This is a genomic window from Micromonospora lutea (assembly GCF_016863535.1).
GTDB lineage: Bacteria > Actinomycetota > Actinomycetes > Mycobacteriales > Micromonosporaceae > Micromonospora > Micromonospora lutea.
Genome location: NZ_BOPB01000009.1, coordinates 121,110 through 147,261, shown reverse-complemented (window position 1 = coordinate 147,261; position 26,152 = coordinate 121,110). Strand labels below are relative to the sequence as shown.

15 protein-coding genes and 1 pseudogene (1 of these 16 running past the window's edge) are annotated in these 26,152 nt (G+C 71.1%); all 16 read right to left on the bottom strand.

Translation table 11 applies throughout. The features are described from left to right. Positions 1-31: 31 nt before the first annotated feature. On the bottom strand, positions 32-1,057 hold the full coding sequence (locus tag Vlu01_RS08455; RefSeq protein WP_203996300.1) for an NAD-dependent epimerase/dehydratase family protein: 1,026 nt from the start codon (positions 1,055-1,057) through the stop codon (positions 32-34). Beyond that, positions 1,054-1,809 (bottom strand): thioesterase II family protein, encoded by a 756-nt coding sequence (locus tag Vlu01_RS08450; RefSeq protein ID WP_203996298.1) that lies wholly within the window; start codon positions 1,807-1,809, stop codon positions 1,054-1,056. The genes Vlu01_RS08455 and Vlu01_RS08450 overlap by 4 nt, the downstream gene beginning before the upstream one ends. 17 nt (positions 1,810-1,826) lie before the next feature. Next, on the bottom strand, positions 1,827-2,711 hold the full coding sequence (locus Vlu01_RS08445; RefSeq protein ID WP_203996296.1) for a GNAT family N-acetyltransferase: 885 nt from the start codon (positions 2,709-2,711) through the stop codon (positions 1,827-1,829). Beyond that, on the bottom strand, positions 2,708-4,426 hold the full coding sequence (locus Vlu01_RS08440; protein ID WP_203996294.1) for a non-ribosomal peptide synthetase: 1,719 nt from the start codon (positions 4,424-4,426) through the stop codon (positions 2,708-2,710). Before Vlu01_RS08440 ends, Vlu01_RS08445 begins: the two co-directional genes overlap by 4 nt. Further along, a complete protein-coding gene (locus Vlu01_RS08435) occupies positions 4,423-4,941 on the bottom strand; it encodes an ankyrin repeat domain-containing protein (RefSeq protein ID WP_203996291.1) in 519 nt (172 codons plus the stop codon). The genes Vlu01_RS08440 and Vlu01_RS08435 overlap by 4 nt, the downstream gene beginning before the upstream one ends. Before the next feature lie 14 nt (positions 4,942-4,955). Next, a complete protein-coding gene (locus Vlu01_RS08430) occupies positions 4,956-5,885 on the bottom strand; it encodes an aspartyl/asparaginyl beta-hydroxylase domain-containing protein (RefSeq protein WP_203996289.1) in 930 nt (309 codons plus the stop codon). A gap of 31 nt (positions 5,886-5,916) precedes the next feature. Further along, positions 5,917-7,182 (bottom strand): coproporphyrinogen-III oxidase family protein, encoded by a 1,266-nt coding sequence (locus Vlu01_RS08425; protein ID WP_203996287.1) that lies wholly within the window; start codon positions 7,180-7,182, stop codon positions 5,917-5,919. Continuing rightward, the gene (locus Vlu01_RS08420; protein WP_203996278.1) at positions 7,179-8,807 is read right to left on the bottom strand and encodes a carbamoyltransferase C-terminal domain-containing protein; all 1,629 of its coding nucleotides are present in this window, start codon (positions 8,805-8,807) and stop codon (positions 7,179-7,181) included. The genes Vlu01_RS08425 and Vlu01_RS08420 overlap by 4 nt, the downstream gene beginning before the upstream one ends. After that, positions 8,797-9,981, bottom strand: a complete 1,185-nt coding sequence (locus Vlu01_RS08415) for a glycosyltransferase family 9 protein (RefSeq protein ID WP_203996275.1) — start codon at positions 9,979-9,981, stop codon at positions 8,797-8,799. The genes Vlu01_RS08420 and Vlu01_RS08415 overlap by 11 nt, the downstream gene beginning before the upstream one ends. A gap of 352 nt (positions 9,982-10,333) precedes the next feature. Next, positions 10,334-10,537, bottom strand: a pseudogene (locus Vlu01_RS27505) (MbtH family protein); the annotation flags it as partial. 33 nt (positions 10,538-10,570) lie between these two features. After that, positions 10,571-11,926: an amino acid adenylation domain-containing protein gene (locus tag Vlu01_RS08405; RefSeq protein ID WP_203996271.1), complete on the bottom strand. Its 1,356-nt coding sequence runs from the start codon at positions 11,924-11,926 to the stop codon at positions 10,571-10,573. Beyond that, complete coding sequence (locus tag Vlu01_RS08400; RefSeq protein ID WP_203996270.1) at positions 11,923-12,966, bottom strand: TauD/TfdA family dioxygenase; 1,044 nt, start codon at positions 12,964-12,966, stop codon at positions 11,923-11,925. The genes Vlu01_RS08405 and Vlu01_RS08400 overlap by 4 nt, the downstream gene beginning before the upstream one ends. Continuing rightward, positions 12,963-15,533, bottom strand: a complete 2,571-nt coding sequence (locus tag Vlu01_RS08395; RefSeq protein ID WP_203996266.1) for an AMP-binding protein — start codon at positions 15,531-15,533, stop codon at positions 12,963-12,965. The genes Vlu01_RS08400 and Vlu01_RS08395 overlap by 4 nt, the downstream gene beginning before the upstream one ends. Then, positions 15,530-23,383, bottom strand: a complete 7,854-nt coding sequence (locus Vlu01_RS08390; RefSeq protein ID WP_203996264.1) for a non-ribosomal peptide synthetase — start codon at positions 23,381-23,383, stop codon at positions 15,530-15,532. The genes Vlu01_RS08395 and Vlu01_RS08390 overlap by 4 nt, the downstream gene beginning before the upstream one ends. Continuing rightward, positions 23,376-24,389: a hypothetical protein gene (locus Vlu01_RS08385; RefSeq protein WP_203996255.1), complete on the bottom strand. Its 1,014-nt coding sequence runs from the start codon at positions 24,387-24,389 to the stop codon at positions 23,376-23,378. The genes Vlu01_RS08390 and Vlu01_RS08385 overlap by 8 nt, the downstream gene beginning before the upstream one ends. Continuing rightward, a protein-coding gene (locus tag Vlu01_RS08380) for a condensation domain-containing protein (protein WP_203996253.1) crosses the window boundary here: on the bottom strand, positions 24,389-26,152 show its 3' portion. It continues 30 nt past the right edge of the window; only the last 1,764 of its 1,794 coding nucleotides appear in the window; its start codon lies beyond the right edge, outside the window; the stop codon is at positions 24,389-24,391. Before Vlu01_RS08380 ends, Vlu01_RS08385 begins: the two co-directional genes overlap by 1 nt.

Here is a 26,152-nt window from a genome sequence, read left to right as displayed (position 1 = left end):
GCCAACGCCCTGGACACCGCGCACTGGACACTCAGCCGCGCTCGACCAGCAGGGCGGGCAGATCGCGGGCGATCGTGCCGCGCTCCTTGCTACGGAAGTACCACTCGGCGGTGCGACGGACACCTTCGGCGAGATTCACCTGGGGCACCGCACCCAACAACGTGGTCGAACGTTCCAGGTCAGCCGTGCGGAACAGCGGACCGGTCGGCATGTGCGGCAGGGTCTCGATCGTCGCCTCGTGTCCGGTCACCCGCAGGACCAGCTCAGCGGCGTCCCGCACGGTGTACATCTCGTCGGTGGCGATGTTGACGGCGCTGCCATCGCTGACGTGCTCGGCCGCGAGCATCGTCAGGCGTACCACGTCCTCCACGTAGATCCAGGTACGGACCTGGGTGCCATCGCCCCATACCTGGAAGGGATCAGCACCGAGGAACGCCCGAGCGATCATCGCCATGATGGCGTGCGACTCCCCGCAGCGTGGCCCGTAGGCGGTGAAGTAACGGCAGGACACCGCCCCGACACCGTGCTGCTCCGCGATGCCCCGTAGCACCAGTTCCCCACAGAGCTTCGCCATGCCGTACATGCCGTCGGGGTCGTATGGCGGGCCCACCAGGTCCTCCCGCAGCGCCCGGTGCGTCTGTGGCTGTTGCAGCGCGGCCGGATAGACGCACGCCGAGGAGGCGAAGGCGACGCGGTCGACGCCAGAGCGCACGGCGGAGCGGAAGACGTGCTGGTCGATGAGGAAGTTCTCTGCGCAGGCGTCGGCGTGCGAGTCGATGTACCCGCGCCCGCCGTGTGCCGCCGCAAGGTGGAACACCAGCTCCGCGCCGGCGCAGGCGCGCAGGGCGTCGTCCGGAGAACGCAGATCGAGTTCCAGCACCTCGACGTCGGCGGCGATCTCTCGCAGGTTCTCCGTGGTTCCGCTGGAGTAGTTGTCCGCGATGGTCACCTTCGCGCCAGCCCTCAGCAGGGCCGTGGCGAGATGCGAACCGATGAAGGATGCCCCGCCCGTCACCGTCACCCGCCGTCCGGCGTAGAAGCCCGAGCCCGTACTCATCCGGTCACCCCGTCCGTGATCGCTCGCACCAGTGCGAGAACGTCTTCCTCGGCTGTGCCGACGAAGAAATGGTCGCCGTCGAAAGAGACGGCGCGAAACTCGCCGGTCGTGTATCCGCGCCAGCGCAGGAGGTCGTCCCAGGGCACCTGAGGGTCCGCGGTGCCACCCAGCGCGGTCACCGGGCAACGCACCGGGCGGTCGGGATCGAGCCGGGCCTCCTCGGCGAGGCGAACGTCGGCGCGCAGCGCCGGCAGGAAGATCCGCAGCAGTTCCGGTGCCTGGATCAGTTCCTGCGGAATGCCGCCCAGGTCGTCCAGGGCGGCGATGAACTCCGGGTCGCGCAGATGTGCCATCCGCCGTGCGCTCACCGGGCGGCAGCCGGAGACCATTAGATGGGCGACGGCCACTCCCACATCCTCGAGGCGACGCGCGACCGCGTGCGCCATCATCCCGCCCAAGCTGTGTCCGAAGAGGACCACCGGTCGCGGGACAGACGCCAGCAGCTGTGGCACGAGCTGATCGACGACGCTCTTCATGGTCGGTAGCAGCGGCTCACCAAACCGGTCCTCCCGACCCGGCAGCGTCACTGCGTACAGACCGATCCTGGCGGGCAACTGCGGCCGCCAGCGGTGATAGATCGAGCCACCGGCGCCCGCGTGGGGCAGGCACACCAGGCTCACCTCGGCGTCCTGGGTGCCCCAGCCACGCAACCAGGGCGTTTTCACGGCACCGGCCAAGGACCGGTCGGCCACCGGGTATCCGTCGTCGATCAACCCGGCCCGCCCACCACGACGAGGTGGCCCTCGGGCAGGCGGAAGGTGAACTCCGTTCGCCCCCACGGCCGTGCCTGCACCTCATCGACGACGTTCACACCCGCGTCGCGGGCGCGGGCGTACCGGTCGGCCACGGGCGCCGCGCAGTGCACGTAGAGGGTGCACGGCGCGACCGCGTTCTCCACGACGTGGGCGACCTGTACGCCCGGGCTCGTGGACCACGGGCCCAGGCGGAGCCCGGCCCGCCGGGTGGGCTCGCCGTGACGGTAGGTCTCGTGGCCGCCCAGCGCCGCGACGAGCAGTGCGACGGTCGCATCGACGTCGCGGACCGGCAGCACGACCTCGACCGCGTACACCACGGCCGAGGCCGGTTCAGCCGACCGGCCGAAGATGACGGTCTCGCGTGGCCGACCGTCGCGTCCGGCCTGGGCGAACCGGCCACGTTCGGTCAGGCCGGCGCGGCGAGCGACGCCTGCGGACGCCGGGTTGTCGCTGTCCACCCAGGCCTCGACGTGGGCCAGACCGGCCGGCCCGAGCAGGTGGTCCGCCACCGCCGGGGCAGCCTCGCCCAGGATGCCGCGCCCCCAGTACTCCTGCCGTAGCATCCATGACAACCCTGGCACGGCAGTGGCCCCGATCAGCTCGATGAGGCCGAGCACCTCCTGCTCGTCGCGGCGGCGGATCGACCACTGGCACGCACCGGGCAGGCTGCCCCGATCCGCGATTCGCCGCCGCGTCTCCTCCGGGCTGCCGGTCGGATCCTGGTCCAGCCAGGGACCCATCACGGCCGGATCGCGGTAGGCGAGGTGCAGGTACGGCGTGTCGCGATCGAGATCGACGGGCGTCAGCCGCAGATGTTCGGTCGTCAGTTGCACTGTCATGTTTCTCCCCGGCCAGGTCTCGCCGCGTCGGCCACCGGCCGGGCCGCTTCGTACTGATCGATCAGGGTACGCACCCTTGGGACCTCCAGCAGTTCGTCCAGATCCACCTCGAAACCCAGTTCCTCTTCGAGGGCGCTGACAGACCGGATCAGTTCCAGGGATGTCGCCCCCACGTCGTACAGGTTCATCTCGGGATCGAGACCGGGCACGCCCAGTGCGCCGGCGACGGCGTTCAGGATGCGCTCCGCGCCCGGGCTGGGCAGATCAGCGGCACGGTAGCGTCGGGTCAGCACCGCCGCGCGCGTGGCCAGGGTAGCCCGGTCCGAGCGGCCGCTCGGCGTCACCGGCATGGCCCCAACGGTGATCACGAGGGTCGGCAGCAGGTGCTCCGGAAGCGTGAGCCCCAGATGCGCACGCAGGTCCGCAGGGTCGATACGGGTCCCGGAGGCGGTCTCCGCGAAGACCGCCACGTCCCCGCCGGGGGTCTCGACCACCCGAGCTATCCGGACGTCACGCCAGCCGTCGACAAGGCTCTCCACCTGGTTCAAGCGGACCGGCGTCACGCCGGATGGCACCGCCAGTTCCAGGGCACCGTCGGCGAGCACCCGGCCCTGGTCGCCGGTTGGGTACGCGTACCCGTCGGCGCGGTCGAGGTCAGGCCGACCGAGGTGGCCGGTGACGACCGGGGCACCGGCGCAGAGCAGTTCACCGTCGGGGCCGACGGTGATCGACAAACCGCCGAGCGGGCGCTCGAAGCGGATCGGACAGGTGCCCCGGTCGGTGGGATCCAGCTCCCGCACTGCGGCGATGGTGCCCGTCTCGGCCGCACCCCAAGCGTCGAACAACCGCACGTCGGCTCGGACGACGTTGCGCAGCGAGCCCAGCAGGCGGCGCGGAATCTGGTCTCGGACCAGAACCACGGTGTGCAGTTCCGGCAGCCGGACGCCGTCGGCTGCGGCGACGTCCACCAGGACCGCGAGCGCCCGAGGGGCGCTCACCAGGACAGTGACGTCGGCCTGCTCGACGATCCGGCGCAGTCGGTCCCCCTCGGCGGGCGGGTGCCCCGGGCAGATCGCCGTGGCACCGCGCAGCAGCGTGCTCGCGAGCCCGAACAGGGCGAGATCGGTGTGTGGCGCGGCGACGACGGCGATCCGGCCCCCCACACCCACGCCGATCCGATCCGCGAGCGCCGCCGCCCCGGCGAGCAGGCCGCTCCAGCGCAGCCGGGCCAGTGCGTCGTGGCGCTCCGACTCGACCAGCAGGCCCTCGTCCCACCTGGCGTCAACCAGGTTCGGGCCGTCGGACGGTGAGTCGAATGTCCCGTCGAGGAAGACCACCTGATGGGCACCGCCCCGGGCGTCCGCGGCACGCGAAAGGACCATCGCGCGGGGACGTACCAGCGCCAGGTACCCATCGGTGCGCGGGTCGTCCGGGTCCAGCGGACAGAACACCGCCCCGAGGCCGGACACGGCCACGGCGCCGACCGCCAGGTCGACCAGGCCCCGTGCCGCCACCACCACCGCATCGCCCTGGCCGACGCCGGCTTCGCAGAGCGCCGCCTGTAGTCCGGCTGCCCGGTGGCACAGCTCGGCGTAGCCAAGGGTGGTCTTCCCCTGACGTACGGCGGGTGCGTGGGGACGGGCGCTCGCGTGGCTCCGCACCGCGCCCGCCAGCGAGGGTACGGCGGCGGGGTCGGCCCGAGATGGCACGGTCATCCGTCGGCCGGACCCTCGGCGGCCTTGGCCGCAGCGGCCAGTGCGAGATCATCCGGCACGGCGAAGCCCAGCTGTCCGGTGCAGAAGGCGGCCCAACCGTCGGCCGTACCATCGAACAGCACGCCATCACCGGGCCACGGGGTGACCGTGACACTCAGGTCGTCGTGCAGGTACACCACGGCGTCGTCGCCGAGCGGGTCGCCGTCCGTCTCCTCCCGCCACGCCGGGAACCTCCGCAGCGCGCCGAGCAGATACCCCCGGCAGTACGGCCGCCAGCCGCGATCCACCGGATCACCGCTGGCGGCGTCCTCCGCCGCGCGAAGCACCGTCGCCACCTCCAGGTGTCCCGCCGCCAGCGCGATCTGGTAAGGGCTGCGCCCGTCCGGCCCGGTGGCCAATGGGTCCTCACCACGGCCGAGAAGCGCGGTGACCTGATCGATGTCGCCGGCGGCTGCCGCGCGGTCCAGCGCCGCCCAGCCCGCCGCGTCACGGCCGGACGACCCGTTGTCTCCCATGTCCCTCTCCTCGCTCACTGCGCCTCGTCCGTCTGGAACGAGATGCCGTCCTCGGTCAGCTCGGCGGCGACCGCCCCGCGCTCCCGCAGGTAGCGAATGACCTGGCTGGCGGGGCCCTCAGCGAGCGTCGCCGTCACCGCCTCCCCGGCCACCGCCACCCGCCGAATGCCCCGTTCAGTGCAGAACCCGAGGACTCGGTCCTCGAACGGAACCTGGCTCGACACGATCAAGTCCCGTAGCCCGGCGTCGAGCTGCGGATGCGCCACGTCCATCAGGAGCACCACTCTGGGCTGATCGCCGTCGTGCCACACCTCGTGCTCGAAGGAGTCGTCGAAGACGAAGCAGCGGCCCTCCTCCCAGGTCAGCGTCTCGGTGCCGACGCGCATCCGCTCGCCGCCACCGACCCGCAGGCCCAGGTGCACCCGCAGCCTGGCGTTGGAGCCGCCGCAGTGCGGCATGATGTGCGTGCCGGGGTACAACCAGGACAACGTCACCACACCGGTGCCCGCCGACGTGGCCTCGGGGATGCCCTCGATGATCGAGGCGGTGACCGGGAAGCGGGCGCAGGCGTCGTCGAAACGCTGGCCCCCCTCGTACAGGGTCACCTGCTCCCAGCGACCGGCGCGCAGCAACGGTTCCTCGACCGGGAGGAAGCCCGACTCGCCGGGCTCCGTGACCCGGTCCAGTTCGGCCCGGATCATCGGGTAGTGCTCCTCCAGGTAGGCGCAGAACCACATCGCGTCGGCGTCGTACACCGGTCGGGGTTCCAACGACGGCAGGTAGTGCACCGGCCGTTGCTGCGGATCGCGCCACACCCCCTGTGCCACCGCGAGTTCGGCACAGCGTTGGGCGTCTTCGTCCGCGCCCTCCGCGATCAACGCCGCGATGAGATCGTTGTACGCGGCCCGGGTCTTCTGGGATCTGCGTGTGGCGGTAGTGCGCACCGTCTCTCCTTTGGCTAACCGTGGCCCAGCGTCAGGCCGTGCTCGTCATGTAGGCCAGGTGGGTGATGTACGCCTTGTGGATGACCTCAGGCACCATGCGAAAGCCCTGCTCGTCCTCGATGAACTCGCCGCCGCACCGGGTCAGCAGATCCAGCCAGCCGGCCATGAACGGGGTACGCCGGACGTCGGAGAAGTCCAACCCGGTCAGGCGTGCGAACCGGGCGAAGTTGACGCCCTCCCGGGTCATCAGTGCCCCGCCGATCAGAGCGGTCATGGCCTCGGGGCGCTCCAGTGAGAACCGCTCGACCATCGGGAACACGCGGGGGTCGCGTAGGTAGCCGGCGTACCCGTCGCCGGAGCTGAGCAGCCGATGGTGACCGAGGATCGACTCGGTTCCGCTGCCGAACCCGATCTTGTCCCCGGCGAGGTCGTACTTGAAGTTGCCGTCGAAGTCCTCGTCCTCGGGGCGGCGCACCCAGTAGCCATGGCAGTACTCGCCATAACCGGCCTCGGTGAGCATCCGCATCGCCAGCTCGTACGACGCGATCATCGAGGACGCCGTCCACGCCTGCAGGACCTGCCGGTCGAGCTGCATGGCCATGACGGTGTTGCGGGTCGCCCGGTACGGGTAGACCGACACGTGCGGCGGGTCCAACGCGAGGATCTCCCGCAGCGTGGCGGCCAGCTCGGTCGAGTCAGTCTCGGTCGGAAAGCTGCTGATCAGGTCGACGTTGAAGTTGTCCATGCCGCCGGCACGCAGCGTGCCGATCGCGGCGAGCGCCTGATCGTGCGTGTGTGCCCGGCCCGCCCGACGCAACTGCTCCGCACTGAGCGACTGGACGCCCACGCTGACGCGGTTGACACCCATCGCCAGCATGGTCTCGAGCTTTGCCGCAGTGAGGTCGTTCGGCGTGGTCTCCATCGACCACTGACGCAGCCCGGAGAGGTCGAACGACTCGTCCAACGCCTCGTGGACGGCCCGCATCTCCTCCGGCTCCAGGCGGGTCGGGGTGCCGCCGCCCCAGTACATGACGGTCGGTCGATAGCCGAGGCCGGTCAACTGGGGCCCGTAGAAGCGGATCTGGTCACACAGCGCGGTGACGTACGGCCAGCGCCCAGCCGCGTCGGTACGCAGCCGCTGGACGGGCACGTCTGCCACCCAGTCACAGAAGTGGCACTTGCTCGCGCAGAACGGGATGTGCACGTACAGCGCCAGTGGCTGGTCGCGCAGCCCCGAGAGCCCGTCGGCCACCACCGAGAGCAGCTTCGCCGGGGACATCGGACCGGCGGTCGTCACGCGGCACCCCTCTTCCGCACGATCATGCCCGGCAGTGCCAGGCAGTCCATCTCGGACGACAACAGTGTGCGGAGCGCGTCAGTCGGTGTTTCCACGATTGGTTCGCCCTTGGTGTTCAGGCTCGTGTTGAGCACGAGCGGGATTCCGGTGCGTTCATGCACGGCTTCGATGAGACGGTGGTACGCGGGGTTGTCGGCGCGGTCCACGGTCTGGATCCGCGCCGTGCCGTCCACGTGGGTGATCGCCGGTGCGCCCGACCGGCGGACCCTGCCGGCACTGAGCATGAACGGGCTGTGATCGATGTCGAACCACTCGGCGGCATGCTCCCGGAGCACGGACGGGGCAAACGGCCGGAACGCCTCCCGGAACTTGACCCTGCTGTTGAGTCGGTCGACCATGCCCCGATCACGCGGGTCGGCGAGCATGCTGCGATGCCCCAGGGCGCGTGGTCCCACCTCGGACGCACCGTCGAACCAGCCGACGATCGCACCGTCGCAGATCAGCTCCGCCGCGGCGTTCGCCACATCGGGTACCTCGGTCACCTGGATCTGACCGGCGTGCTGGTCGAGAGCGGCACGGACGTCAAACGGCCCGTACTGGCGGATGGAGTACATCAGGTCGGCCGGAGCGTACGTGGTCCGCTCGTGGCCCAGGACGTGGTGCCAGTACCACAACGCGGCGCCGATCGACGTGCCATCGTCGCCGCACGCGGGATGCTGGTGCAGGCGCTCGAAGTCCGAGGCGAGAAGTGCCTTGTGATTGGCGATCGCGTTGAGCGACGTGCCGCCCGCGTAGCTGATCGTGCGGTCCAGTCCGTTGCGGGCGCACACCTCGGACAGGTCCCGGAACACGGCCCGGACCTGGCGTTCCAGCCCGAGCTGGATGTAGTAGGCAAGCGTCGCGTTGAGCTCCCGGTCACCGACGACGATTCGTTTGGGATTCTTCTCCGCCAGTGCCAGCAGCTGCTCGAAGGTGTCCACGTCGCCGAACTCGACGTCGTCTGCGCGCTCCGGAACTCCGTACGGGGCCAGCCCCATCACCTTGCCCGCGCCGACGATGCCCGAGCCGAACATGTACGCCGCGACGCTGGTGTACCCGATGTTGGCGTTGAACCACGCGTCGTAGTTGCGCAGCAGAGGCAGCAGGCGGTTGCCCTGACCGAGGAAGGCGCGGCAACCGATGGGGTCGATGGCCAGCGCCACACCGGTCTCCGCGGGCGAGGTGTAGTACGCGCTCGCGGCGTGCGTCAGATGATGGTCGGGGTTGACCGTGCAGGGTATGCGGTGTCCGCGGATCTCGACGAGGGTGTTGTTCTGGTTGACCCAGAACTCGAACCAGGTGTCCTTCAGGTCGGAGCCGTGCAGGCTGGGCACGTCCGGGGAGTCCATGTTGTGCAGGTTGCACAACAGCACGTGATCGACGTCGGTGAGGGCGACGTCGGCCTGGGCGAGCAACTCGTCGAGTTCCTCCTCGCGCAGGCCCGGGTGCTTCTTCAGCCGCGAGAAGCGTTCCGTGTTGACGTACGCTCCGATGCGGCCGTCGACCAGGATCACCCCCGAGCCGTCGTGGTTGAAGTTGATGGCCAGGATGACGCGTCCTTCCCGGCGCGCCTGGTCAGTTCCCATCGAGCCGCCCCATTCGCACCGCCGAGACCGATGCCAGTTGTGTGGCCACCGCCGACCAGACAGCCTCGACGTCGAGAGCCGTGAGACAGCGTGGATAGGGACCGTCCGGCCCCCGGTACGCCAGCACGCAGGCGTACTCGCAGCCCCTCGTCAGCGTCGCCCCGTCGAGCGCCCAGAGCGAGCCGTCCTGATCGTCGGTGATTGTCTGGCAGCGGTACCCGAGTGAAACCCCGCGATGGTGCGGGTACACCCGCGCCCACAGCCGTTCGGTCCCGCTCGGCCCGTAGACGATCACGCTAGGGGTGCCCACCGCCGCCGCCACGTGCCCGAGACCGGAGTCGTTGCCGACGAAGAGGTCGATCTCGCCAAGCAGGTTCGCCACGCGGTTGACCGAACCGTCGATGTCGACGACGACCGTCGCCCCGGGCGACCGGTCGGCGAGCCCTCGGCGCAGGAGTTCCAGCTCCACGGCCTCGCCACCGGCGCCCAGAAGGTAGATGCTGGCACCTTTCTCGGCCACCAGCCGGACGGCGAGGGTCAGGTAGCGCTCCAGCGGCCAGCGGCGGTTCCAGTGTGTTTGGCCGCCCGGATGGATGGCGACCCTCGGCCGGGCCGTGGTCAGCTCGGTCGCCCCTTCGGGCCAGCGCGGCAATGCCGGCATGGCCTGCCCTGCCGGTGGGGCGTCGACACCGAGTGACCGCGCGAAGGCGCACGCGTAGTCGTACAGGTCGCCGGAGACCGCGACCCGTACCGGGTGCGTCACGTCGCCGGCCGACCGCCCGCCGCGCGGCAACGCCACCCGCACCGGAATACCCGCTGCCCGGGCGTGGCTCGCGTCCAGTTCCTTCGTGCTCGGGTCGACCAGACACAGGTCGAAGCCGCGCTCCGCCAGCTCCTCCCGGAACACGCGCCAGCGCCCCTCGTCGGTGTCGCCGGGGTCGGGGCAGCACAGGACGTCCGTGGCGTAGGTGTGTGCGGGCAGCAGCCCGGCGAAGCGCGCGGCAAGACCCGTGCCGACCACCAACGTGATGACCGCGTCCGGATAGGCACGACGCAGCAGTCCCAGCAGGATGTTGCGCTGCACCATGTCACCCAGCCCTGGCCGGTCGAGCTGCGCGAAGAGACAGACCCGCCGTGCCTGCGGCGGCGGGTCAAGATCCGTCGATACGCGCAAGACTGCCTTCTCCGGTCAGGGTCGCCAGGTCGATCCGGGCCAGGCACCGGACGGGCTCGAAGTCCAGGTTCAGCGTTCCCGCCAGGTGCACCTCGCCGGTACCGGCGGCGAAGTCGGCGCCCTGCAGTCGGCTGGCCTCGGCGTCGATCCGCACCCCCAGTTCGGTGCCGCCCTGCGTTTCGGTGAACCGCACGAAGACGTACCCGTGGTCAATGGCCTCTTTGAGCTGCACCGCGCCCTGTCCTGGGGCGAGGCTGGCCCGCACCGGGTGCGAGCCGACGCTGAGCCGGTCCACCAACGACGGCTCCTCGTCCGCCACGGGCTCGATGACGTCCTCGTCGTCCGCGTGCTCCGCCATGAAGCGGCGCAGGCTCAGCGGGCGCATGTCGGTCCACACCTCGTCGATGTAGCTGACGCACTCGGCCTGAGTCCCGGTCCGACCCGCCTCCCGCCAGCCGGCCGGCAGCGCCTGGCCGACCGGCCAGAGCGAGTACTGCTCCTCGTGGTTGACCACCACGTGAAAGGTCTGCTCGACCTCGTCGACCGATTCGGTCATCATCCACTCCTGTCTCTCGGGTCGTGACTTCTGTCAGGGTGCGTTCGTGGTCAGAGGTGCGTCGGGGTCCGCCTCGGCCTGCTCTATCAGCCACCCGAGGTCGCGCACGAGACGATCGGCGTGATGTTCCGCGTCGGGCCCCATCGCCTCGGCCAACACGGCGGTGCCGCCGTCACTCTCACCGATGTGGATGTTCAGCCAACTGCCGTCCCAGTGCGGTAGGGACGGCGCGACGCTCCCGGCGAGTAGATCCGATTCGCGGAACAGCTCGACCTCCGCGCCGAGGACCTCCGCGGTGCCGGCATCGCGCGCGGGTCCGCTACGGGGCGGGTTGCGGCAGAGGTGGACCTGTGCGCCCCACCGGGCCGCTGGGCGAACCGGGTCGATCAGCTCCAGCTCCAGACCGAGGCCGATCAGCTCCGGGTACGGCAGGTAGTGCGTCACCGAGCGCAGCAGTCCTGCCTGCGCCCGGCGTAGCAGCTCCCGGAACGAGGGCCCGGCCCCGGCGTCGGAGGGCAGGTCGACCCGGAGCACGACCCGGTCGGTCAACGGACCGACGATGTCGCCCAGGCCCAGGATGTCGCGCAGGTCGAGGACGGTGGCCAGCTCGACGGCACGCTGGTCGGCCGCGCCGTGGTCGGGGCCGCTGTCCCGCAACGCCCACGCGACCAGCGCGAGGACCGCCATGGAGCCGTTGTCGCGCAACGTCCCGCCCACCGCGGCCAGCGCCCGCCACCGGGGTCCCGGGACGTCCAGTCGCCGCGTGACAGTCTCGGCCGACCACCCGTCAGCGGCGTCCACCCACCCACCGTTGGCCGGCCCGGCGGCCAACCAGCGGCTCCACCACGTCCGGCGGTTCGCCCGCGCCGCGTCGGTGAGCGGTTCGAACGTCGCCATGGTGGTGATGTCGCGGTGGTGCTCCGGACGGAATCTGCCGGCGTAGCACTCCATCACGGCGGCGAGCACGTGGTAGACGGCGCGCTCGTCGAGCAGCAGTTCGTCGGCGACCAGGCCGAGCACCGACTCTGCGGGGCCGCACCGGATGAACAGGAACCGCACCATCGCGTCGCGCTCGGCCGCGACCGGGCGGTCCCGCTCCGCGCGCAGCAGCGCCACCGCTGCGGATTCGCCATCCTGCGTCGCCAGCTCGACGAAGGTCGGGCCGGTGCCGGGCCGGAACCGCAACCGGGCACCGTCGACGACCGCGTTCCAGGTCAGCACCGGTAGAGCTGTGCTGACCTCGGTGACCGCCGCCCGCAGACGAGCGACCGGAAGCTCGCCACAGATGCGCAACGCGCGCAGGATGCCCGTGGCACCGTGTCGGTGTGGCCACTTCGCGTCCTGAAGGTAGCTCGCCTCACGCGAGGTGTCCGGCCGTGGGCACGTCATGCGCGGCCCTGCGCCGGTGTACCCACGGCGTCCCAGTCGACCGGGTCGGCCATGCTCACCATGACCCGACGCGCGCCGGTGAACGGGCGGCGTCCATGCGACGCCAGCAGGTTGTCGACGAGCAGTACGTCACCCGGACGCCAGTCGACCGCCACCTCCTCCGCCGCGTACGCCTCAGCGATAGCGGCCAGGGCCTCGTCGGGGATGGGCCGCCCGTCGCCGTAGTAGGTGTGGCTGGGCAGGTCCTCGTGCGCGGCGTCGGCGAGCAGAGCCGCGCGTACCGGTTCGGGTAGGCAGTAGCCGTTGAAGAAGAGCGCATGGTTGAACCACACACGCTCACCGGTGATCGGGTGGGTCGCCAGCGCCGGACGTACCTGCCGCGTGCGCAGGCCACCGTCGTCGCGCCACTCTGCCTCAATGCCGTGCTCCACGCAGTACCGGCTCACCTGGTCGCGGCTGGTGGTCTGGAAGACTTCCTGCCACGACAGGCCCAGCCCGCCGCCGAAGTTGCGGACGTACATGACGCCGTGCTCGGCGAACGGCGCGACGACGTCGGGCGGGATGGCCGCGAGGACCCGCCGTACGTCCGCGACCGGGGTCTGTCCGCCCCGCTCGGCCGCCACCTGACAACCGAAGATCAATAATCCGGGGAAGACCCGCTGGTACGAATTCTCGTTGTGCAGCGGGATCGTCTGGTCCGCCGGGTACTCGGTGGAGGTGTAGACGCCGTTGACGATCTCGGTACGCGGCGACGAGCGTTCCAGGTACGGCACCGGGTCCCCGGCCAACGCGCGGGCCACCGCGGCGAACATCTCCAGCGTCACGTCGAAGCCGCGGAAGAGCACCGCGCCGGCCTGGTGCAACCAACCCCGCAGCGTCTGCGGGTACGCCTCGGCATAGGCGAGGAGCGACACACCCACGGCGTCGGGCCGGACCTCAAGCGGAAGTCCGCGCCCGGTGGGGGCGCCGACCACGCGCAGCGCTGACTCGTCGGGGCGGGCTGCGACGGGCCTGCGCCGCCCCGCAGACGGGCCCATCATGATCGCGCCCCCTGCGCCGGCACGCCGCCCAGCAGGGCGTGCAGGAAGCGGTCCTGCTCGTCAAGCCCGAACAGCGGGGCCAGCGGAGCGGTGTCCAACGTCCCGATGGGGCACAGCCCCAAGCCGCACCGGGCGGCGACGTCGGCCAACAGCTGGCTCAGCGCACCGGCCTCGATCAGCGTGAAGTCCAGGGCCAGGTCGCCGTAGAGGGGCACGATCGCTGGCATCCGACCGATCAGGAAGAGGGAGAAGGCACTCTGCCGGAACGCGTCACGGTTGATGTCGGCGTGCGCCGAGGCCGGGAAGACCGCACGAGGTCCCAACGGGATGATCTCGTCGCGCGCCGGGTGGACGTAGTAGGCACCGCCCTCCACCCCCGCCACCCGCCCGGGGGCGGCGAGCAGGTACACCTGCACCGGATAGGCGCCACCGGCGGAGGGGTACCGGAACTTGGGTTCGCCGTCGTGGACGGACATCCGAACGGCGGCAAGCAGCGTAGCGAGCGCGGCGAGACTGACCCGCTGCGGAGCGAAGGCGCGCACGCTGCGCCTGGTCGGGCCGGCCGTGTCGGCGACCGCGGGCAGTGGCACTCCTGCTCGCTCGTCCAGGTCGTGCCGGATGCCGTGGCGCGCGTCCTTGAACGCCTGCCGCTCCACGAGCGTGGTCAGCTGCGGCGCGTCGACGGCGACAACGCGGTCGGAGACCGGGGCCGGGCCCACTGCCGGGGCAAGCGCCGGGTTCGGCGCGGCAGCCTCGACGGTGCCCAGGTGACTGCTCACGATGACGCCGATCGACGGGAACCGCAGTAGTTCCTCGACGTCGACGGTGATGCCCAGCTCATCCCCGACCGCCGTCGCCAGGCGCACGAGTTGGAACGAGGTCACGCCGATGTCCAGCAGGTTGACATCGGCCCCGATCTCGCTGACGTCGAAGAGCCGGCAGGCGATCGCGGAGACCCGCGCGATCAACTCCTGTTCCTGGCTGTCGGTCCCGACAACCCCGGGCACGGCCGGTGGATCGGCGGCGGCGACGGGTGCGCTCGGCACCGTGCTGGCCAGGACCGCCCGGTCGACGAGACCATCGGCGGTCAGTGGCAGCGAGCTTCTGACCTCGATCGTCGCGGGCAGCAGGTACGGGGAGACCTTTCGCCGCAGGTACTCGGACAGGTCGGCGGCACCCACACCGGTGCCGGAGCGCAGCCGCACGTAGGCGACCGGGCCGGCCGGCAGAACCGCCACCTGCCGCACCTCCTCGTGGGCCCGCAGCGCGGCCTCGACCTCCCACAGGCTCACCGGCCGCCCCTGGACAACGACCTCGGCTGACCGGTCGCCCACCGCCTCCAGCACCGCTTCGGGCGACAACCGCGCGGTGTACGGGGTCCGGGTGAGCGCTTCGCCCGTGTCCGGGTGCTTCGTCTCCGCGCCCGCTCCCGCCGACATGCCGCCCGCGTACAGCTGACCGGTCACCCACAGCGGAGACTGTTCGCCCGTACCGGACAGCACGTAGAGGCGCTGGTTGGCCATCGGCTGCCCGAGCGGCACGGACTTCGCCCGGCTCGGATCGTCGGTGACCTCGTGCCAGCACCCCCACGGCCTCGGCGGTACCGGCGACGTCGCGTACGCCACCCGCACGCCGGTGCCGCGTAGGTCGGTAGCCCGGTCAGGGCTGAACCGCTCACCCGACACCACCACCGCGCGCAGAGATTCCGGCAGTCCCCCGCCCGGCGTCGACTCCTCCAGCATCAGGTCCACCAGCGACGGCGTGGCGACCCACACCGTGACCTGATCCCCGCGCATCCGGTCCAGCCAGGCGGCCGGCCGGCGCAGGTCGATGTCCTGGCACAACACCAATGTCGCCCCGGCGGCCAGTGTCGTGGCCATCTCGCACAGGCCGAGCGTGGACGTTGCCGGGGAGAGTGACAGCACCCGGTCGTTCGCACCGAGCTCCAACCGCCGGGCAGCGTCCAGGGCCGAGTTGATGACCTCAGCGTGCGTCAACGCGACTCGTTCCGTCGGCTGGCCCGGCATCTCCAACAGGACCGCTGGCTGTTCCGGCCGGATGTGCCGGCTCGGGGCGAGCACGTCCACTGCGTTCTCCGACATGGACATCGTGCACACCGCGAGCGACTCCGGCCACGCGAGCCGGTTGGTCAGCCATGGCTGGGTCACCACCGCGGTCGCCTCGTGCCGCGCCGCCGCCGCCCACCGCACCGTCTGTGGCACGGCCGCGGAGACCGGCACGTACACGGCGCCGGCGCGCAGGACCGCCAGGGCACCGGCGATGTGCTCCCAGCCGTACTCGGCGCAGAGGAGCACCCGCGCACCGGGCGACACGCCGGCCGCGACCAGTTGGTCAGCCACGAGCGTCACGGCTCTCCACAGCTGCCCGTAGGTGAGGGCTTGTCGTGGCGAGGCCAGAGCCAGCCGGTCCGGATGGTCGGCAGCGACACGTGCGACCAGCTCCACGAGCGTGGTCTCGGGCACCGGGACGGTGGTCTCGTTGAGCTTCGCGATCAGCTCCCGCTGGTCGTCGGGCAGCGCGACCGGCCTCAGGTGGGCGGCAGTCATCGGCGAGCACCTCCAGGTTCGTCAAAGGCATGCGTCGCGAGCGCGTCGACCACGGCCCGGTACGCGGCGAACATCGACTCGACGAGGCCCGGGGGAAAAGCCTCGGCAACGTAGTCCCAGGTGCAGACGAGTTCATCGCCCGACATCCCCACCTGATGGTCGAGCAGCACCTGCGGCGTCTGGCTGACCGAGAAGACCGGAGCTGCCTGCCAGGGCTCCGCAGCGCCGACGGTGGCCCCATCTCCTTGCGCGTCCTCACCGCCAAGCGTGCTGGTGAAGACCACGGGTACCGGCTGCGCCGCGGGCGCTGTCGGATGGCGGCGCAACATCCGGGCGACCTCGACGCCGCCGACGAGGTCGTGCTGCAGGTCGCGCCAGATCTGCTCCTGCACGCCGCGGGCGGTCCGGGCCAGCGATCCGGTAGCGCAGTCGACGTCGAGCAGGGTGGTCACCGTGAAGTCACCCACCAGGGCGTCGACGTCGGGATGCAGGGGCCGCCGACCGAAGGTGGTGACGTTGAGCGTGAACCGTGGCTGGGCGGACCACCGCGCGAGTGTGTCGCAGAACGCGGCACAGAGCAGGCTGGACGGCGTCACCTGCGCCGCCGCAGCCCACTCACGTACGGCCCGCCAGGCCGACACGTCCAAGGTGGTCCGCAGGCGGGTGAAGCTGGTCGTGGAGATCTCCTCCAAGCGGCTCACCAGGGGTAGCGCCGGCGGTGCCGGAAGCCTCGTCAACCGCTCACGCCAGTACTCGCGGGCTCGGACGTACTCCGTCGACTCCCGTAGCCGCCCGACGGCGAGGACATAGTCGCGGAAGGTCAATCCGATCGGCGTGAGCGCGGCCTCCGGATCACGGTACAGAGTCATCAGCTCGTCGGTCACGATGCGCATACTGCGCGCATCGACGTGCAGCAGGTCGAAACTCAGGTACAGCCGGGTGGTGCGGTCGCCGACCCGCACCGCCCGCACCGCGAACATGGGCCAGGCGGCCGTGTCGCGTACCTCGTGCGACAGCTCCTCGCGCAGCCCGTCGAGCAGCGCCCGTGCCTGGGCCGGCGGCATCCCGGTAACGTCGTCACGTTCGATCCGGTAGGGGGGAACATCGCGCAGCACCTGCGCCGAGCCGTCCGGGCGGACCACGGTGCGCAGCGCGTCGTGCCGGTCGATCAGCGCCCGCAACGCCGCCTCCAACCGGTCGACCTCGAGGTCACGCACGTCGAGTTCGACGTAGCTGTGCGTCGCGATTCCGCCGAGCGTCTGCGACGCGCGTCGGCCGACCCAGTACGCCTGCTGGATGTCGGTCAACGGGAACGGCTCGTAGCGCGCGACCGGGTCGGGACGTACGACGACCCGGGCGTCGGCGGCGCTGGCCACCTCGACCCGCGCGTCGGCCACCATGGCGGCCAGCGTCGCCACGGTTGGCGACGCGAAGAGGTCAGGCAGGGACAACTGGACCCCGAACGTCTCCTGGATGCGGCCGAGCATCCGGATGGCGACGAGCGAATTCCCGCCGAGCGCGAAGAAGCTGGTGTGGGGGTCGACCTCGTCGACGGCGAGCGCGTCGCGCCAGACCTCGGCCAGGGCCGTCACCAGTTCGACGGTCGCCGGCGACGACGAAACGTCCGACGGTGCCGTCACCGGTTCGGCGGTCACCGGAAGGTCGCGCAGCGCCGCGTGGTCGACCTTGCCGTTGCCGGTCAGCGGAAGGCCGTCGCGCACACTCCAGGTACTCGGCAGCATGTAGTCCGGCAACGTGCGGGCCAGCGCCGCGCAGAACCCGTCAAGATCGAAGGTCGCGGGGTCGGTAGGCACCACGAAGCCGGCCAACCGACGTCCGCCGGCGGCCGCGCCGACGGCGACGACCGCGACGAGCCGTACCGAGGGAAGACGGGCGGCCGTGGCCTCGATCTCACCGATCTCCACCCGAAAACCGTTGATCTTCACCTGCGAGTCGCGCCGTCCGAGGAACTCCAGGTTGCCGTCCGGCAGGTACCGCGCCAGGTCGCCGGTGCGATAAAGGCGCTCACCGGTGCGCGGGTGGGTCGGGAACGAGGCCCGAGTGAGTTCCTCGGCCCGCCAGTACCCCAGGGCGAGGCCGGCGCCACCGATGTACAGGTCGCCGCTGACCCAGTCGGGCCGGTCGTAGAGGTCTGCGTCCAGCACGCACAGGGTCTGGTTCGCCAGCGGCGTGCCGTAGGGAACGCTGCGCCAGTCGGGGCCCACTGAGCCGATCGGATACCACACCGACCAGATCGACGCCTCGGTCGCGCCACCCAGGCTCATCACCTCGGCCCCGGTCAGCGCCCGCACCCGGTCCGGCAGGCTCACCGGGATCCAGTCGCCGCTCAGCATCACCACCCGCAGCGAGCCCAACGCGTCCGGGTCACGGGCCTGGCTGTACTCGACCAGCAACTCGGCCAGCGCCGGCACCGAGTTCCACAGCGTGATGCCGTGCTCGCTGATCAGGCGCGCCCAGTGGCCGGGGTCGCGCTGACGGGCGGCATCGACGAGCACCGTCGCGGCACCCGCGGCGAGCATCCCGAAGATGTCGTAGATGGCGAGGTCGAAGCTGAGTGACGAGACCGCGAGAACCCGGTCGTCGACGCCGACGTCGAAGCGTCGGTTGACGCAGGCGATGGTGTTCGCCGCCCCACGATGCGAGATCGCGACGCCCTTGGGCTCACCCGTCGAGCCCGACGTGAAGATCACATAAGCGAGGTCGTCCGGATGCGAGGTCACGTCCTGCTCACCGCCGACCGGGACGGCAGGCAGATCCTCCACCGCCAGCGTCCGTACGCCGGGCAGCGCCGGCAGTGCGTCGACCAGATCCGCCTGGGTCAGCAGCAGTTCCAGTTCCCCGCGCTCGGCGAGCAGCGCCAGGCGCTGCGGCGGCAACTGCGGGTCGAGCGGCAGGAACGCGGCGCCGGCACGCAGGACGCCGAGCGCCGCCACCACCTGCTGCCAGCCGCGACGCGCGGTGATTCCGACCAATCGGCCCCGCCCCGCGCCGTGCCCACGCAGCGCTCGGGCGACCCGCCCCGACCGCTCCATCAGCACGGCGTAGGTCAGCCGCACCGCGCCGTCGATCACGGCGATCCGGTCGGGATTGGCCCGTGCGGCCGCCCCGACAGCCTCGTGCAGACAATGGTCAGGCACCGGCACCGAGGTGTCGGCAGTCGCGGCCCGGCGACAGGCCTGGGCGGGCGGTACGGGCGGCCGCACGGGCTCGGACCAGTCGGTTGCGTCGTCAGCGAGGCGGGCCAGCAGGTCGCGATAGGCGTCGAACATCGCCTCGGGTACGCCGTCGGAGAAGATGCCGTCGACGATGTCCCAGTTGAACAGCAGCTCGCCGTGGCGCTCACTGACCTGATGGTCAAGGTGGACCTGCGGCGTCTGGGTGATGCCATAGGTGAGTTCGCCGAGGTTCCCGCGCCCGTCGGCCACGCCATCGTCCGGACCGCCCACCGACAGGTTGGAGGTGAAGACGATCGGGGTGATGGGGGTGGGCGGCAGACCTCGCCGCTCGGCCCACTCCCGCATCACCGACACGGCGCTGACCTGCGCGTGGTCCAGGTCGTCCCAGAGTCGACGCTGCACCACTCGGGCCCGGTCCGCGAAGGACGAATGCCCCGTGTGGTCGATTTCAAGGACCGACAGGGCCGTGAAGTCGCCGACGATCCGGCCCACCTCGGGGTGCAGCGGCTCACGGTTGAAGACGGTGAGCATGAGCGTGTAGTGCGGACGCGCGCTCCACGCGCTGACGATCTCGGCGAAGGCCGCGAGGAGGAGGCCGGACGGGGTCAGCCCCGCCACCGTCGCCCGCTGCTTGAGTCGCGCCCAGTCGGCGGCGGTCAGCTTGCCGTCCAGACGTGTGAAGCGCGGCGGTCCCGACGCGGCGGTCGCTGAGGCCAGCGGCAGCTCCGGCCCGGCCGGCAGGTCCGGCAGCCGGCGACGCCAGTACGCCAGGGCTTCGCCGTGTCGGCGGCCGTCCCGGCGGGCGATCTGGTGCACCACGTAGTCGCGGAAGGTGAGCCCCAACTCGGGCAGCACCAGGCCCGGGTCGCGGTACCGCGCGGCCAGCTCGTCCATGATCAGACCGAAGCTGTACGCGTCGCAGATCAGCGCGTCCAGACTGACGTGTACGACCGAGGAATCCGCCAGCAGCGAAGCCCGCACCTCGAACAGCGGCCAACGATCGGCCGGGAGCACCTGGTGGGACATCTCGGCACGAATCTTCGCCAGCCGTGCCGCCGCCCGGTCGACATCGTGCCCGCGCAGGTCGTGGCAGACGATCTCGTACTCAGGCACGTCGGCCAGTACCCGCTGGGTGCCGTCGGGCTCCATTACCGCGCGCAGCATCGGATGACGGCGCACCACAGCTCGCAACGCCCGAGCGAACCGGTCGACGTCGAGCTGGTCGAGGGCCAGTTCCAGGTAGGCGTGGGTGGCGACACCGCCGAGGGTCACCTGCGGGTCGCGTCCAACGTAGTAGGCCGCCTGGACGTCGGTGAGCGGGAATGGCTCGTACCAGCGCGTCGGGTCGGGTCGTAGCGCGTCGGGGTCGTCGGTCTGCCGGGACGCCCTGGTGAGCCGCGCGGCCAGGCTCGCCACGGTGGGGGCCTCGAAAAGATCGGCGAGGGCGACCCGGACGCCGAGGCGCTCGCCGAGCACCCGCACCAGCTCGGCACCGAGGATCGAATGGCCACCGGTGAAGAAGAAGTCGTCGTCCCGGTCCACCCGGGCGACACCGAGCACCTCCGCGAACGCCTCGGCGACGAGCCGCTCCCTCTCGTCCACCGGGTCCACCTGGACGGCCGGGGTCTCGACCGGCGCGGCCGGCTCGACCGGACCGGCCATCGCCAGCGCCCGGCGGTCGAGCTTGCCGGAGCTGGTCCGTGGCAGGGAGTCACGCACCGCCAACGTCGACGGCACCAGGTATCGCGGCAGGCGCACGCGCAGCAGTCCACGCAGCTCCGCCATCAGCACGCGGGGGTCGACGCCGGCGCGGGGCACGACGTGACCGGCCAGGTGCATCGATCCGTCGGCGCTCTCGACTCCGGTCACCCCGGCGTGCCGTACCCCGGTATGACTCAGCAGCACCGCCTCGACCTCGCCCGGCTCGACCCGGTGGCCACGGATCTGTAGTTGCCCATCGCGGCGACCGAGGTACTCCAACCGCCCGTCGGCGCGTAGCCGGCCCAGATCGCCGGTGCGGTAGACCCGGCCCCCGCCGGTTGGATCAGGCAGGAAGGCGAGCGCCGTCGGTCCGGGACGCCCGTGATAGCCCCGGGCGAGCCCCGATCCCCCGACGAAGATCTCGCCCGGCACGAGGGGTGCGCAGGGGCGGGTCGTCGCGTCGCCGATCCACGCGGTGACGCCGCCGATGGCAACGCCGATCGGGACGCGTACCGGCACCGGCGCGGTGACCTCGGCGGCGACGGCGTCGGCGGCTGCCTCCGCCGAGCCGTACAGGTTGACCAGCCGGGCCGCGGGTGCCTGTCGGAGGAAGCGCAGGGCCACCGCCGTCGGTAGCTGCTCACCGCTGGTGATCCAGGTGTGCGGCAGCGACGCTCCCTTGTCCCACTCCGACTCGGCGTCGAGCAGCATCCCCAGCAGCGCCGGGACGACGACGACACGCGCCACCTGCTGGCGGCGCAGGAAGGCCATCAGCGCCCACGGGTCGAGTACCTCGTCGTCACCGACGATCGCGAGCACGCCGCCGGCACACAACGGGCCAAAGGTCTCCCAGACCGCGTCAACGAAGGTGGGACTCGTCCGCACGGCGCACACCTCGCCGGCCGCGACCGGGTACGCCTGCGCCATCCAGCGGATCCGGTTCACCAGGCCGCGATGGGTGCCCACCACGCCCTTGGGCTCCCCGGTGGAGCCGGACGTGTAGATCAGGTACAGCCCTTGATCAGGGTGGGCCGCGAGGCGCAGGTCAACGACGGGCTGGGCGGAGATGACCGCCGCGTCGCGGTCGAGCAGCAGCGACTGCGGCGCGTCCGACAGTTGCGGATCATGGCCGGTTGTCGTGACCAGCACGCGCGGGCGCGCGTCGGCGAGGATCGCGGCGAGTCGCTCCCGCGGATGGGCCGGGTCGAGCGGAACGTACGCGGCCCCCGACTTCACGACGGCGAGCTGTGCGACGACCGCGTCGGCGGACCGGGGTAGGCACACGACCACCCTGTCGTCCGGGCGCACACCGAGGGCACGCAGCCCGCGCGCGACCTGGTTGGCCCGGCGGTTGAGGGCACCGTACGACAGCTGGCGCTCCCCGTCACGGATGGCGACGGCGTCCGGGCGGGTGGCCGCCACCTCCTCGACGAGACGGTGCACCCCGGCGTTGTCCGGCCCGGTCTGTGGACGGGCCACCGGTGCCGCCTGTTCCGCGAGCAGGTCGGCGCAGGTCGCGTCGGGATCCTCCGCGACGCGGGTCAGGACGGTACGGAGGTAGTGGCCGAGCAGGACGACGCTCTCCCCGGTCAGGCGGGCGCTGTCGTACTGGAGCGCGATCTCCAGCCCATCCGACCGATCACGAGCCTCGATCACCAGGGGAAACGGGGCGTGGGTCAGGTCGACGTCGTGCAGCTCCACGTCGATCCCCGGCATCGTGATGTGGGGAATCGTCGGATGCGCCACGCAGAGCACCTGGATGGGTGACCCGCCAGCCGCCAGCGAGTCGGCGCGCAGCAGATCCAGCAGCCGCTCGTACGGCATCTCCTGGTGTGCCAGTGCCTGCCCGGCGTGCTCCCGCACGTGCGCCATGAGCTGCCGGAAGCTCGCCGCCACGCGGGGCCGGAACCGGATGGGTACGACGTTGACGAAGTAACCGACCAGGTCACGCAGCTCCGGCCGGGTACGACCTGCGGTCAGAGTGCCGACGACCACGTCGTCGCCGACGGTGACGGCGCTGACCACCGCCACCACGGCGGCAAGGACCAGCGTGAACCGGGAGTCGCCGGCAGCGCTGTGCAGCTCGGTGAGGCGCGCGGTCAACCCCCGATCCAGCAGCAGGCTGTGGTTCGATCCAAGGCCGGGCGCGGAGTTCGGGCCGCGGACGGGCGCATCGAACGGCAGGTCGAGCTGGGGCAGGTCGTGCAGGTACCGCTGCCAGAACGCCGTCAGGCTCATCCCCTCGGGCCCGGCCAGCCGGTCGCGTTGCCAGGCGGCATAGTCGACGTACCGGATCGGCAACGCCGGCGGGGCCCAGGGGCGGCCGGCCGTGAGCGCGCGGTAGCACTCGGACAGCTCCCGGATGAGTACACCGTTGGACCAGCCGTCGGTGGCCGCGTGGTGGACGGTGAGCAGCACCCAGTGGTCGTGAGGGCCCAACCGGAACACGTGGACCCGCAGCGCCGGCCCACGCCCGAGGTCGAACGGACGGGCGGACTCGGTCCGGACCAGCGTACGCAGCAGAGGCGGCAGGTCGGGACCGGCCGGCAGGTCCAGCGTGGAGAGGTCGACGAGCAACAGCGGCACCCGGGAAGCCGCGACCACCTCAGTGACCAGCTGCCCGTCCTCCAGCCGGAACACCGTCCGCAACGCCTCGTGCCGCGCGACGAGGCGCGCGAGGCTGTCCCGCAGCGCCGCCAGCGACAGCGCGCCCCGCAGCCGGATCGCGCTCGCGTAGTTGTTCGCCGCCACCGCCGCACCGGCCGTGACCCACATCCGCTCCTGCCCGAACGACGCCGGGCCGGGCCCGGTCGCGGGGCGACGCCGGATGGCGTGGTCCTGACGCAGCTTGCGCTGGAGGATCTCCTCGAACCGCGCCTGCTGTTCGGCGGAGAGCGCCTCGACCGCGGCCACCAGATCGGTGTCGAGCGCACCCAGCGACGGGTCAGGCATCGAAGCCTCCGGGCGACCAGGGTGACCCCGCCCCGGTCCGCGCGATGACGCTGGAGAGCTTCGCCGCCTCCGCTGCCCGCGTCGGCGCCGTACGCAGGAATGCGGCATGGTCGGCGAACGATGTCTCGCGGGTCATCCGATGCCGCTGGTACGTGGCGTCGAACGGCGCCTTGTAGTCCTGGTAGTGCAGATGCTCGACGAACACGCCGGGAACCGGAAACAGCCGGTCCAGCCGTTTGGCGATGTCGAACACCCAGGTTTCCACCTCCCACTGAGAGAACATGGTCGGCACGAAGTAGCCGAGGGTGTCGTACCAGTCCCGCGTCACGATCGGAAAGTCCTGACTGCCCTCGGGATACTGCCCGGCGTCGAAATACAGGCAGAACACGCCGTCAGGATGATCGCGTTGCAGGGCGTCCACCCGGGCGTCGAGCATGGCGTCCCAGCCGTAGTCGATGTACAACTGGTCGTCGTTCGCCATGAGGAGGAGGTCCCCGCCCGCCTCGGCGGCCAGCGCGTTCCAGGCGGCGGGCACCCCGACGGGATCGCCGACCACCAACCGGCAGCGAACCGTGCCCGCGGCGCGCTCGAAGCGCTCGAATGCAAGCCGATAGGCGGGCAGTTGCGCGTCGTCGGAGTCCACGTAGCACAGCAGCTCCACCCGCGTCGGGTCGACGGCAGACCGCGACAGGAACCGCACGAATCGCGCCAACTGTGCGGCCCGGCCGCGGGTCGGGCACAGCAGCGACAGGCGGCGGGTCCCGGCCGTCGCGCCGGTCCGGTAGGCCAGCCGGGACCGCAGGTACCGGGGCTGCAGCACCAGCGCGCCATGCGCCGCCCGGCGTACCCGCAGCGAGGCGTTGAGGGTGCGAACCACCCACACCCTGCCAGCGCCCGGCTCCCGCAACGCGCGGGTGGCCACATCCTGGAGCCCTCGGTGCCGGAACCGGGTCGCGTGGCCCAGCAGCAGCCGGGCGAGGTCCCGCACGTGTCCGTCGCGTCCCATCACGCCTGCCCCGATTCTCCGACGATGCGCCGTCGGGCGGCACCCAGCGTCGCCGAGGTCCGCGCCGCCACCGCCGCGCGCGTCGCCTCCTCGTGACGCCGGATGGTCGCGTCGACGCGGGACCGCAGCAGGTTCAGCGGCAGTTCCGGTTCGCGTGCAAACCCGCCGAGGAGGTCGCACAACGCGTCGAGGATCGCGGCGACCGCTGCCCGATCCAGCCGGGTGGGGTCGTACCGGCCGCGCAGCGTCGCGGTACCGGGTGTGAACTCCAGGACCAACGGATAGCCTTCCTCGACGGTCACCGACACGTCGTCGACCCGCAGCCCGGCGATGTCGCCGCCGTCACGCAGCCAGGTCGGAAAGTTCTCGACCACGACGATGCTGTCGAAAAGGCCGCTGCCGTAGGTCAAGCCGACCGCGCGCTCGACCGCGCTCAGCGAGGTGTGCTGGCGAACACGCAGCTCGGCCAGATCGTGTTGGACGACGCGCAGCCAGTCGAGCACGGGGGCGGTGCCGCCGCAGGAAACGCGCAGCGGCAGCGTGTTGACGAACATGCCCACGCACTCGGTCACGCCGGGTACCTGCGGCGGCCGACCGGACAGCGACGAGCCGAACAGCGCGTGGTCGCCACCGGACCGCGCGGCCAGCAGCATCGCCCATGCGGCATGGATCTGCGTACTCGCAGTGACGGCGTGACGTCGCGACAGTTCCTCAACGCCGGCCGACACCGGCTTCGGCAGCATCCGCTCCACGTGTGGGCGGACAGCGGTCTGCACCTGACCGTCCACGCACCCCGGCCCGGCGACGCGGGTGACGCCGGCCGCACCGAGCCACCGCCGCCAGAAGCTTTCATCCACCGGCGGTTGCTCCGCCAGCCACGCGAGGTACTCCACGAAGGCCGGCCGGGCGCGCGCAGGGGCGGGCTGACCCGCGCGCAGCCGGGTGTACCGGTCGAAGACGTCACGCAGAACGAGTTGCTGAGCCCAGCCGTCGAGAATGATGTGGTGGAAGGTCCACAGGCAACGCCACTCGTCGGCCGCCTCGCGAACCATGGTCAGCCGCATCAGCGGGCCGGTCTCCAAGTCGAACCCGCGATCGCGGTCCACCTCCAGCAGCCGGTCGAAGGCATCCGTACGCTCCGCCGCCGTGAGCGCGGTGTGGTCCTTCGTCGTGATGGGCAGCGCCATGCCCGGCACGAACAGCTGGCTGGCTGCCGCACGGTCGGCCCAGCGCAGCACCGTCCGCAGTGCCGGCGTCGCGGCGAAGACGCCGGTCCAGGCGTCGACGAAGGCGGTCTCGTCCAGCTCACCCGACAGCCGCGTGCTCAACTGGACCAGGTAGGCGCCCGGCGTGGAGCCGCCAGCGGAGTGATAGAGGATGCCCTGCTGCAGCGGGGTGAGAGGGTGCTCCGCAGGGCCGGGGTCCGGCGGCGCACCCGGTTCGGTGGACGGGCCGGGGACGGTCCTGCCCACCCTCGCGGCAAGCAGCCGTACCGTCCGGGCGTCGAAGATGTCCTGGGTAGACAGTTGCCACCCGGCCTGTTGGGCGCGCGCCACTATCACGATGGCGTGCACCGAGTCGCCGCCCAGCTCGAAATAGTCGTCGTCGACGCCGATCGGATCGACGTCCAGGACGTCCCGCCAGATCTCGACCATCTCCTGCTCGACCGGGGTGCCGGGAGCCGCGTAGGCGGCACCGACGGCGCGGTCCTGACCGCTCTCGGCGAGCATCCGCGCCAGCAACTCCTGACGCGCCGGGGACAG